Raw genomic sequence first — 11,890 nt, forward strand, 5'->3', positions numbered from 1 at the left:
CCTCCGTCGTTCTCCGGCGGTCGCGTGGCGGGTGGTTCGTGGTGCTTGGTCACGGGTCGGCAACGGCGGCAGCAAACTCTTGCTGCAAGTTGCGGCAAGCCGGTACGGTGCCGCCAGCCGTCGACGCCGCCGTCGTCGGACGCCCCGCAGCGGTGACCGCAGACGCCGCCGCGGCGCGTGCCAGCCCGCATGCCCGCGCCGACCGGCGCGGAGACGAAGGAGTCGCCGCATGTCCAGCGTCCTCGCGCGCGCCCGTCGCCCCCTGTCGCTCCTGACCGCCGCGACACTCGCGCTGGTCGGCGGCGCGGTGGTCACGCAGGGGGCGGCCACGGCCGCCGACCCCACGTACACGCTCGTCGGCTCGCTGCAGACCGAGCTCGGCTGCGCGGACGACTGGTCGCCCACGTGCACCGACGGCGACCTCGCCCCCGTCGCCGGCCGCGAGGGGCACCACGCGGCGACGGTCACGCTGCCCGCGGGCAGCTACGGCTTCAAGGTCGTCGCCGACCACGCGTGGGACACCGCGTACGGGTTCGGCGGGTCGAGCGACGCGGGTGCACCCGACGTGCCGCTCGTCCTGGCGGGCCCCACGCGGCTCCTCGTCGACTTCGACGTCGCGACCGGACGCACGTCCCTGACGCCGCTCGACCTGCAGGACGAGGCCGAGCAGGACGCGGTCGCGCTCGCGCCCGTCCGCCAGCCCGGCTCGGGTCAGCAGCTCTACTTCGTCATGACCGACCGGTTCGCCGACGGCGACCCGTCGAACGACCGCGGCGGCCTCACGGGCGACCGCCTGGTCACGGGCTTCGACCCGACGGACAAGGGGTTCTACCAGGGCGGCGACCTCGCGGGCCTGATCGACCGGCTCGACTACGTGCAGGGCCTGGGCACCACCGCGATCTGGCTCACGCCGTCGTTCACCAACAAGTACGTGCAGGGTGCCGGCACCGACGACGTCTCGGCGGGCTACCACGGCTACTGGGTCACGGACTTCACGACGCTCGACCCGCACTACGGCACGATGGCCGAGCTGGACGCGCTGCTGGACGCCGCGCACGACCGCGGCATGAAGGTCTACTTCGACGTCATCGCGAACCACACGGCCGACGTGATCCAGTACGAGGAGGACCCGCAGCCGGGCGACACCCCGTACCCGTACGTCTCGCAGGCGGACCGCCCGTACACGGACGCGGATGGCGACGCGTTCCTGCTCGCGGACGTCGTCGGACGCCCGTTCCCCGAGCTGGACCCGGCGACGTCGTTCCCGTACACGCCGGTGGTGCCCGAGGCGGAGCGGGACGTCAAGGTCCCGGCGTGGCTCAACGACCCGACGCTCTACCACAACCGCGGCAGCTCGACCTACGCGGGGGAGTCCTCGACACTCGGTGACTTCGGCGCGCTCGACGACCTCATGACCGAGAACCCGGTGGTCGTCGACGGGATGGCCGACATCTTCTCCGACTGGGTCGACCGCGGCATCGACGGCTTCCGGATCGACACGGTCAAGCACGTCGACATGGAGTTCTGGAGGTCCTGGACGGCGCAGGTCATGGACCACGCGCGCGCCACGGGCAAGGACGACTTCTTCATGTTCGGCGAGGTGTACGACGCGGACGCGGCGAAGACGAGCCCGTACGTGCGGCAGACCGACATGAGCGCGGTGCTGGACTTCGCGTTCCAGTCCGCGGCGTCGGGGTACGCCGGCGGCGGGTCCGCCAGGAGCCTCGCGGGGCTGTACGCCTCGGACGACCTGTACACCACACCGGACTCGAGCGCGTACGCGCTGCCCACGTTCCTCGGCAACCATGACATGGGGCGCATCGGGTACTTCCTCGCGGGCAAGGACGCGGCGCTGGACCGGGACGTCCTCGCGCACCAGCTGATGTTCCTCACGCGCGGCCAGCCGGTCGTCTACTACGGCGACGAGCAGGGCTTCGCGGGCACCGGTGGCGACAAGGACGCGCGGCAGTCGATGTTCGGCACCCAGGTGGACTCGTACGCGGACCAGCCGCTCGTCGACGGCACGCCGATGGGCACCGACGACCACTTCGACACGGGCTCCCCGCTGTACGAGGCGATCGCCGAGCTCGGCGCGCTGCGCGGCGAGCACGACGCGCTGTCCCAGGGCGCCCAGGTCGAGCAGCTCGTCGCCGACGGCACGGGCGTGTACGCGTTCAGCCGCGTCGACCGCGACGAGCGCGTCGAGTACCTCGTGGCGGTCAACAACGCGACCGCGGCACGCACCGCGACGTTCACTCCGCTCACGCCGGACGCCACGTTCGACGCGCTGTACGGCGCGACCGGCTCGGTCACGGCGGACGACGAGGTGACGCTCGAGGTGCCGGCGCTGTCCGCGGTGGTCTACCGCGCGACGAGCCCGCTGCCCGCGCGCACGGCCGCCGTCGACGCGCAGTTCGTCGGCGCGCCCGGTCTGCCGGTCACCGCGCTCGAGGACCTCGCGGTCACGCTCGAGGAGGAGGCGTACGCGGAGACGACCTTCTCGTGGCGGGTCGCGGGCGACGACGCGTGGACGACGCTCGGGACGAGCGACACCGGCCGCCCGCGCGTGTTCCACACGACCGCGGGCCTCGCGCCGGGTGCGCTCGTCGAGTACCGCGCGGTGGTGCGCGACGCGAGCGGCAACGAGTCCGTCGCGACGACGTTCGCGACCGTGGGCGAGGGCTACGGGCCCGGCACGCCCGTGGTGGCCGACGCCGAGAGCGTCGTGACGCTGCCCGGCAGCCACGGCTCGGAGATGGGCTGCGCGGCCGACTGGCAGCCCACGTGCGCCGCCGCGCAGCTGACGCAGCAGCCCGACGGCCGCTGGTCGGGCACGTTCGCGTTGCCCGCGGGGACCTACGAGTACAAGGTCGCCGTCGGCGCCGCGTACTACGAGGCGCAGGGCGCCGAGAACGGCGGCTGGCACGAGAACTACGGCGAGGACGGCGTGAAGAACTCGCCGTCGGGCAACATCACGTACACCGTGACGGACCCCGATCGTCCGGTGACGTTCTGGTACGACCCCGCGACGCACCGCGTGGTGAACGACGCCGCGGGCGCGGTGTACACGGTCGCGGGTGACTTCCAGACCGAGCTCGGCTGCGCGGGGGACTGGAGCGCCACGTGCCTGACCGGCGTCCTGGCCGACCCGGACCGGGACGGCGAGTGGACGTACACGACGTCCGCGATCCCCGCGGGCACGTACCAGGCCAAGGCCGTGCGCGGCTTCGACTGGTCGACGAGCTACGGCACGGCCGGTGGCGACGATGTGGCGTTCGCGGTGACCGCGGAGACCCCGACGGTCACGTTCCGGCTCGACACCGCGACGGGCGTGCTGACGATCGACGCGGGCACGCCGCAGGAGCCCGGGCCGGGCGACCTCGTCGTGAGCGTGCCCGGCAGCCACAACAGCGAGATGGGCTGCCCGGGTGACTGGGCGCCCGACTGCGCCGACGCGCGCCTCGAGCTCCAGCCGGGCGGGGTGTACGCGGGCACGTTCACGATCCCCGCGGGCTCGTACGAGTACAAGGTGGCGATCGGCGGCTCGTGGAGCGAGAACTACGGCGCGGGCGGCGTGCGGGACGGCGCGAACGTCGCGTACACGCTGGACGCCGAGCGTGCCGTGACGTTCGTCTACGACCCGGTGACGCACCAGTTCACGTCGACCGCCGAGGGGCCGCTGTTCACGCTCGCGGGCGACTTCCAGTCCGAGCTCGGCTGCCCGGGCGACTGGCAGCCCGACTGCCTCGCCGCGCTCCTGCAGGACGGTGACCGCGACGGGACGTCCACGTTCACGACGACGAGCCTGCCGACCGGGTCGTACCAGGTGAAGGTCACGCAGGACCGGTCCTGGGACCTCAACTGGGGTGCCGACGGCGTGCCCGGGGGTGCGAACATCACCTTCTCCGCCACGGCGGGCAAGCAGGTGCTGTTCTCGTTCGACTCCGAGACGAAGGTGCTCACCGTGACGGTCCAGGACCCGCCGCTGCCCGGCACCGGCCAGGCGCGCGCGCACTGGGTCGCGGCCGACACGCTCGCGTTCCCGCAGGACCTGCTCGGCGACGCCGACGCGGCGGACCTGACGTGGTCGCTGCACGCGTCGCCGACGGGCGGGCTCGAGCTCGCCGACGGTGCGGTCGAGGGCGGCGAGCCGGTCGCGCTCACGTACGACCCGGCGGGACTGCCCGGGGACGTCACGGCGGCGTTCCCGGCGCTCGCGGGCTACGCCGCGCTGCACCTGTCCGCGTCCGACGCGGCGCGTGCGCCGCAGCTGCTCGAGGGCGAGCTACGGGTGCTCGCGGCGGGCGACTCCCCGGTCGCCTTCACGGGCGTGCAGGTCCCGGGCGTGCTCGACGACCTGTACGCCGACGCGGCGGCCACTGCGGACCTGGGCCTGACGTGGGACGACGGCACGCCGTCGTTCGCGCTGTGGGCGCCGACCGCCCAGGACGTCGACCTGCTGGTGTGGCCGGGCGAGGTGTCCGGCGAGCCCACGCGCGTGCCCGCCGAGCGCGGCGACGACGGCGTGTGGCGCGTCGCGGGCGAGGCGGGCTGGACCGGTGCGGCCTACCGCTACGCCGTGACGGTGTACGCCCCGAGCCTGCGGCGCGTCGTCGTGAACGACGTGACGGACCCGTACTCGGTCGCGCTCACGCAGAACTCGACCCACTCGGTCGTCGTCGACCTGGCCGACCCGGCCACGCGGCCGGCGATCTGGACGGACACGCCGTCCCCGACGGTGGAGCAGGCCGTGGACCGTGCGATCTACGAGCTGCACGTGCGGGACTTCTCGATCGCCGACGAGACCGTGCCCGCGGCCGAGCGCGGGACGTACCTCGCGTTCGCCCGCGACAGCGCGGGCACGCGGCACCTCGCAGAGCTCGCCGGTGCGGGTCTGACGACGGTGCACCTGCTGCCGACGTTCGACATCGCGACCATCGAGGAGGACCGCGGGGAGCAGGAGAGCCCCGCGTGCGACCTGGCGTCGTACGCGCCGGACTCCACCGAGCAGCAGGCGTGCGTCACCGCGGTGGCCGACGCCGACGGTTTCAACTGGGGCTACGACCCGTTCCACTACCAGGTGCCCGAGGGCTCGTACGCGGTCGACCCCGACGCGCGGGTCGGCGAGTTCCGCACGATGGTCGGGGCCCTGCACGCGACGGGCCTCGAGGTCGTGCTCGACGAGGTGTACAACCACACGTCGGCGGCCGGCCAGGCGGACACCTCGGTGCTCGACAAGGTCGTGCCGGGGTACTACCACCGCCTCGACGCGACGGGTGCCGTGCGGACGAGCACGTGCTGCTCGAACATCGCGACCGAGCACGCGCTCGCGGGCAAGCTGATGGTCGACTCGGTCGTGCTGTGGGCGCGCGAGTACAAGGTCGACGGGTTCCGGTTCGACCTCATGGGTCACCACTCGGTGGCGAACATGCAGGCCGTGCGGGACGCGCTCGACGAGCTGACGCTCGCCGACGACGGGGTCGACGGCTCGCGCATCTACCTGTACGGCGAGGGCTGGAACTTCGGCGAGGTCGCCGACGACGCGCTGTTCGAGCAGGCCCGCCAGGGCAACCTCGGCGGCACGGGCATCGGCACGTTCTCCGACCGGCTGCGCGACGCGGTGCGCGGCGGCGGCCCGTTCGACGAGGACCCGCGCGTCCAGGGCTTCGGCTCGGGCCAGCTCACCGACCCGAACGGCGCCGCGGTCAACGGCGACGCCGCGGCGCAGGCCGCCACGCTCGCGCACCAGACCGACCTGGTGCGGCTCGGGATGGCGGGCAACCTCGCCGACTTCTCGTTCCTCGCGAGCGACGGGACGGTGCGTACGGGCGCGCAGGTCGACTACAACGGCCAGCCCGCGGGGTACGCGACCGAGCCCGACGAGGTCGTCACGTACGTCGACGCGCACGACAACGAGACGCTGTGGGACTCGCTCACCATGAAGCTCCCGCAGGCCACCTCGATGGACGACCGCATCCGGATGAACACGCTGTCGCTCGCCACCACCGCCCTGGCCCAGACGCCGTCGTTCTGGCACGCGGGCGCCGACCTGCTGCGCAGCAAGTCGCTCGACCGCAACAGCTACAACTCGGGCGACTGGTTCAACGCGATCGACTGGACGGGGCAGGACAACGGGTTCGGCAAGGGGCTGCCGCCGCGGCCGGACAACGAGGCGAAGTGGCCGTACATGGCGCCGCTGCTGGCCGACCCGGCGCTCAAGCCGTCCGCCGACGACGTCGCCACGGCGTCCGACGCGGCGCTCGACCTGCTGCGACTGCGCGCCTCGACCCGCCTGCTGCGCCTCGGCTCGGCGGACGCGATCGAGACCAAGCTGACGTTCCCCACCAGCGGCCCCGACGCGACACCCGGCGTGATCGTCATGAGCGTCGACGACACGCTCGGTGCGGACGCCGACCCCGCGCTCGACGGCGTGCTCGTCGTGCTCAACGCCGGCACGGCGGCGACCACCCAGGTCGTCCCCGAGCTCGCCGGGCGCGAGTACGCGCTGTCCCCGGTGCAGGTCGCGGGGTCCGACGACGTCGTCAGGGCGACCACGTGGGACACCGCGACCGGCACGGTGACGGTCCCGGCCCGCACGGTCGCGGTGCTCGTGGAGGCCCAGGAGGACGGCGGGCCGAGCCCGACGCCCACGGCGACACCGACGGCCGGCCCGACGCCGACGGCCGGTCCCACGCCCACGACGAGCCCGACGGCCACGCCGAAGCCGCACCCGACGCGCACGCCCCACCCGCACCCGACGCGCACGGCGAAGCCGCGACCCGAGCCGACGCGCACGGCGAAGCCGCGGCCCGAGCCGACGCGCACGGCCGCCCCGAGGCCGCGGCCGCGGGTCGAGCTCTCGGCGGGCGTCGTCCGGCGCGGGAGCACCGTCGAGGTGCAGGCGTCGGGTCTCACCGCGGGGGAGCGGGTCCAGGTGTGGCTGCACTCGACGCCGGTGCTGCTGCTCGGCGGGTCGGCCTCGGCGGACGGGACGGTCGACCTGACCGTGACGATCCCGGTGGACGCCGCGCTGGGTGAGCACACCCTCGAGGTCCGCGGCCTGACCTCCGGGCTCAGCGGGTCCGCGGCGGTGCGGGTCGTCGCGGCCGACGCGGAGCTCGGGGCCACCGGGTTCGACGCCGGGCTCGTCGCGCTCGCGGCCGCCGCGCTCGTCGCCGGCCTGGTGCTCGTGCTCGTCGTACGGCGGCGCCGCGAGAGCTGACGCACCCGGGCCCGTGGGTTCGCGCACGAGGAGGGGCTCGGTCGCACCGACCGGGCCCCTCCTCGTCGTGGTGCGCGTCAGCCGCAGAGCATGCCGTTCAGGGTGAACGACGTGGGTGCGGCGGCCGAGCCGCTGTGGCTCGCGTTGAAGCCGAGCTGGACGTTCCCGCCGGCCGGGATCGTCGCGTTCCACGGCGCGTTGGTGACCGTCACCACCTGACCGGACTGGGTGACCTGCGAGCTCCACGCCTGCTCGACCCGCTGGCCGGCGGGCAGCGTGAACCGCAGCGTCCAGCCGTCGACCGCGGTGGCGCCCCAGTTGCCGATGGTCACGTTGGCCGTGTAGCCCGTGTTCCACGCGTTGACCTGGTAGCTCACGCGGCACCCGGAGGGCACGGTCGTCGTCGCGGTGCCCGTCGGGGTCACCGACGGCGACGACGTCGGGGTGGGCGTGGGCGTGGGCGTGGGGGTGGGCGTCGGTGTCGGGGACGCGCTGTCCGTCGGGTGCGGGCTGCTCGTCGGCGACTGCGTGGGCGCGGGGCCGTCGAGGCCGAAGAAGTGGATCGCGGCGGCGGCGTCGACCGGCAGGTTGTGCGTCGTGTTCGCCAGCGAGTTCGCCTCGACGGGTGCCTGGTCACCCGTGCCGCCGTACCGCGTGCGCGTGACGACGCCGTTGACGCTGGTCGACGACGGCGTCGCGGAGACGCCGAGCACGTTCGTCCACTGCTCGACGGCCTCGCCGAAGTTGGCGTACGCGAGCGTCGTGTCCTGCGTGCCGTGCCACAGCTGCACGCGCGGGCGGGCGCCCGTGTAGCCGGGGTACGCCGCGCGCGCCAGGTCGCCCCACTGCTGGCCGGTGCGGTTGATGCGCCCCTGCGCGCAGTCGCTGTTCCACGGCGCCTGGCTCGTCGAGCCGGGCGGGGGAGAGGACGTCGAGAAGCACGTCGCCGGCACGCCCGCGAACGCGGCCCCCGCCGCGAAGATGTCGGGGTACGTCGCGAGCATCACCTGCGTCGTCATGGCGCCCGACGAGGTGCCCGTGACGAACACGCGCGACGCGTCGGTCGAGTAGGTGCGCTGCACGTAGCGGACCATGTTCGCGATGCTCGTCGGGTCGCTCCCGCCGTCGTGGCGCAGCGCCTGCGCGGACGACACGTCGAAGCACGCGCCCGGCCGGTCGGCCTGCGGGTACACGACGATGTAGCCGTACCGGTTCGCGAGCTCGTCGAACTGCGTGCCCGAGAACATCGCCTGGGCGCTGCCCGTGCAGTAGTGCACGACGACCAGGACCGGCGCGTTCGGCTTCACCGAGTCGGGGACGTACAGGTACATGCCGAGCCCGCCGGGGTTCTGGCCGAAGCTCGAGACCCGCACGAGCGAGGCGGCCTGGGCGGGTGGCGCGGTGGTGGTGGTGGAGACCAGGGCTCCCACCGTCGCGAGGCTGAGGGCGGCCAGCGCGGTGCCGGCCAGGGCGCGCAGGCGCCGGGACAAGGACGTCGTCATCGATGACCCTTCCGTCGGGCGGACCCGCGTGCGCGCGTCCGCCCGGAAAGCGTCGTCCCGCCGCTCGACGAGCGACAACCCGGCGTCGGGCGATGAACCGTTTCGCCTCGACACCCGATGGGCCCGGGACGCACGGCCCGGCCGGGGCGGGACCGGGCCGACGCGCGTCGCGCGCTCGTCGCCGCGCCGGACGACCGCGCGCGATAGGTTCGGCGCAGGGAGTCGGGCCGCCCACGAGGCGCCGACGACCCGCACGTCCGGTCGATCGAAGGAGCCCGCCCGTGTCCGCACAGAACGCCGAGAAGACCCCCGCCGTCGTCACCGTGACGGGTGCGGCCGGGCAGATCGGGTACGCCCTGCTGTTCCGCATCGCGTCGGGCCAGCTCCTCGGGCCGGACACCCCGGTGCGGCTGCGTCTCCTCGAGGTCCCGCAGGCCGTGCGCGCCGCGGAGGGCACCGCCATGGAGCTCGACGACTGCGCGTTCCCGCTGCTCGCGGGCATCGACATCACCGACGACGTTCGTGCCGCGTTCGACGGCACGAACGTCGCACTGCTCGTCGGCGCGCGTCCGCGGACCGCCGGGATGGAGCGTGGCGACCTGCTGTCCGCCAACGGCGGGATCTTCGCGCCGCAGGGAGCCGCGATCAACGCCGGCGCGGCGGACGACGTCAAGGTGCTCGTCGTCGGCAACCCCGCGAACACCAACGCGTTCATCGCCGCCTCGCACGCGCCCGACGTGCCCGCCGAGCGGTTCACCGCGATGACCCGGCTCGACCACAACCGCGCGCTCGCGCAGCTCGCCGCGCGGACCGGACGGCGGGTCGACGAGATCCGCCACCTGACCATCTGGGGCAACCACTCCGCGACGCAGTTCCCCGACCTCACGCGCGCCACGGTGGCCGGCACGCCCGCGACGGACCTCGTCGACGCCGCGTGGGTGGCCGACACGTTCATCCCCACCGTCGCGAAGCGCGGTGCCGCCATCATCGAGGCGCGCGGCGCGTCGTCCGCGGCCTCGGCGGCGAACGCCGCGGTCGACCACGTCCGCACGTGGGTCGACGGCACCCCCGCCGACGACTGGACGTCGGCGGGCGTCGTCTCCGACGGCTCGTACGGCGTGCCCGAGGGGCTGATCTCGTCGTTCCCCGTGACCTCCGACGGCACGTCGTGGTCGATCGTGCCCGACCTGGAGCTCGACGCGGACTCGCGCGCGCGGCTCGACGCGTCGGTGGCCGAGCTCGTCGAGGAGCGCGAGGCGGTGCGCGCGCTCGGCCTCGTCTGACCGGGCCGTGCGGGTCGCGATCCGGGTCAGGCCGGGGGCGTCACGGACGCGCGTCGGCGGGTCGCACGCCGGCGCGCTCGTCGTCGCCGTGTCCGCCCGGGCCGTCGACGGCGCCGCGACCGAGGCCGCGCTCGCGGCGGTCGCGGACGCCTTCGGCGTGCGCCGCCGCCACGTCACGCTGGTGACGGGCACGACGAGCCGCGACAAGGTCGTCGACGTCGACGACGACGCGCTCGCCGACGCCCCGGCCCGCCTCGAGGCACTCCTGAACGCCTGACACCCACCCCGGCCCGCGCGAGGTCGCGCGTCTCTCGGGAGGTCGCGCAGACGACTGCACGACCTCGCGAGAATCGCGCGACCTCACGAGGAATGACCCGGCGTCAGCGGAAGACGATGGTCCGGTGGCCGTCCAGCAGGACGCGGTGCTCGGCGTGCCAGCGCACCGCGCGGGCCAGCGCCCGGCGCTCGACGTCCTGCCCGAGCGCGACCAGGTCGTCGACCGACCGCGTGTGGTCCACGCGCTCCACGTCCTGCTCGATGATCGGCCCCTCGTCGAGGTCGCCCGTGACGTAGTGCGCGGTCGCGCCGATGAGCTTCACGCCCCGGTCGTGGGCCTGCGCGTACGGGCGCGCGCCCTTGAAGGACGGCAGGAACGAGTGGTGGATGTTGATGACGCGCCCGGCCAGCCTGCGGCACAGCTCGTCGGACAGGATCTGCATGTACCGGGCGAGCACGACGAGCTCGACGTCCAGCTCCTCGACGAGCTCCAGCAGGCGGGCCTCCGCGTCGGCCTTGGTGGCCGCGGTCACGGGCACGTGGTGGAACGGGATGCCGTAGAACTGCGCGAGCGGCTCGAGCACGGTGTGGTTCGACACGACGGCGACCAGGTCGACCGGCAGCTTCTCCGAGCGCTGGCGGAACGCGAGGTCGTTGAGGCAGTGCGCGGCCGTGGAGCCCATGACGAGCGTGCGGACCGGCCGGCCGGCGACGTCGAGCGACCACGTCATGTCGAAGGCCGCGGAGATGCGCTCGAGCGCCCCCGCGAGCTCGTCGTACGTGACCGCGGACGTGACCTGGACGCGCATGAAGAACAGACCGGTGAGCGCGTCCCCGAACTGCTGCGACTCCGTGATGTTCCCGCCGTGGTCCGCGAGCAGCCCCGCGACGGCGTGCACGATCCCGGGGCGGTCCGGGCACGAGAGGGTCAGGACCCAGTGGGTCTCTCCTGGGGTCGTCGGGCTCGCAGTGTGGGACACGAGTCCCGAGAGTAGTGCGCCGCGCCGCGCGGCTGACACGATGGCCGTATGACGGCCGACCTCGACATCCGCAAGGTGACCACCGACGACGCCGGCGAGCTGCTCACGCTGCGCCGCGCCGCGTTCGTCACCGAGGCGCAGCAGTACGGCGACCCGCACATCCCGCCGCTCACGCAGACGGTCGAGGAGCTCGTCGAGGACCTGCAGCGTCCGGACGTGGTGACGCTCGGGGGCTGGGACGGGCACCGGCTCGTCGGGTCGATCCGCGTGCTCATCGAGGACAAGAAGGCCACGCTCGGCCGGTTCGCGGTCGCGCCGGACCTGCAGGGCAAGGGCTTCGGGACCCAGCTGCTGCTCGCGATCCTGCCGTACCTGCCGGACGGCATCGAGGAGGTGTGGGTGTTCACGGGCCGCGACTCGGTGCAGAACATCGCGCTGTACGCGAAGCACGGCTACGAGCACCAGCACGACCAGACCGCGGGCGACCTGACCTACGCGTTCCTGCGCAAGTCCCTGGTCGAGACCCCGGAGGACTGACCGCCACGTGAGCATCCCGACGGGGCCGGTCGTCGTCCCCGAGGCGGTCCACCGGCTCGTCGGCGACGCGCCGTTCGTCGCGGACCCGCC

General features: G+C 73.6%; 6 protein-coding genes. 4 read left to right on the forward strand and 2 right to left on the reverse strand.

Annotated elements, in window-relative coordinates:
• Positions 1 to 229: 229 nt before the first annotated feature.
• Positions 230 to 7,222, forward strand: a complete 6,993-nt coding sequence (gene pulA / locus CUD01_RS17025) for a pullulanase-type alpha-1,6-glucosidase (RefSeq protein ID WP_243860724.1) — start codon at positions 230 to 232, stop codon at positions 7,220 to 7,222.
• 77 nt (positions 7,223 to 7,299) lie between these two features.
• On the opposite strand, the gene CUD01_RS07550 is transcribed toward pulA, so the two are convergent.
• Positions 7,300 to 8,724, reverse strand: coding sequence for an extracellular catalytic domain type 1 short-chain-length polyhydroxyalkanoate depolymerase (locus CUD01_RS07550; protein ID WP_141319972.1), 1,425 nt, complete (start codon positions 8,722 to 8,724; stop codon positions 7,300 to 7,302).
• A gap of 281 nt (positions 8,725 to 9,005) precedes the next feature.
• Here CUD01_RS07550 and CUD01_RS07555 point away from each other — a divergent pair, with 281 nt between their 5' ends.
• Positions 9,006 to 10,007, forward strand: a complete 1,002-nt coding sequence (locus CUD01_RS07555) for a malate dehydrogenase (protein WP_141319974.1) — start codon at positions 9,006 to 9,008, stop codon at positions 10,005 to 10,007.
• A gap of 7 nt (positions 10,008 to 10,014) precedes the next feature.
• Positions 10,015 to 10,284: a DUF167 domain-containing protein gene (locus tag CUD01_RS07560; RefSeq protein WP_141319976.1), complete on the forward strand. Its 270-nt coding sequence runs from the start codon at positions 10,015 to 10,017 to the stop codon at positions 10,282 to 10,284.
• A gap of 103 nt (positions 10,285 to 10,387) precedes the next feature.
• On the opposite strand, the gene purU is transcribed toward CUD01_RS07560, so the two are convergent.
• On the reverse strand, positions 10,388 to 11,263 hold the full coding sequence (purU, locus tag CUD01_RS07565; protein ID WP_141319978.1) for a formyltetrahydrofolate deformylase: 876 nt from the start codon (positions 11,261 to 11,263) through the stop codon (positions 10,388 to 10,390).
• A gap of 48 nt (positions 11,264 to 11,311) precedes the next feature.
• Here purU and CUD01_RS07570 point away from each other — a divergent pair, with 48 nt between their 5' ends.
• Positions 11,312 to 11,800, forward strand: a complete 489-nt coding sequence (locus tag CUD01_RS07570) for a GNAT family N-acetyltransferase (RefSeq protein WP_141319980.1) — start codon at positions 11,312 to 11,314, stop codon at positions 11,798 to 11,800.
• Positions 11,801 to 11,890 lie beyond the last annotated feature (90 nt).

The organism is Cellulomonas uda, from assembly GCF_006538705.1.
GTDB classification, from domain to species: domain Bacteria; phylum Actinomycetota; class Actinomycetes; order Actinomycetales; family Cellulomonadaceae; genus Cellulomonas; species Cellulomonas uda.

Bases quoted from the DNA above. Each gene is read 5' to 3' on its own strand.
- CUD01_RS07570 (WP_141319980.1), top strand. From the start codon at position 11,312: ATGACGGCCGACCTCGACATCCGCAAGGTGACCACCGACGACGCCGGC.
- CUD01_RS07550 (WP_141319972.1), bottom strand. From the start codon at position 8,724: ATGACGACGTCCTTGTCCCGGCGCCTGCGCGCCCTGGCCGGCACCGCG.
- pulA (WP_243860724.1), top strand. From the start codon at position 230: ATGTCCAGCGTCCTCGCGCGCGCCCGTCGCCCCCTGTCGCTCCTGACC.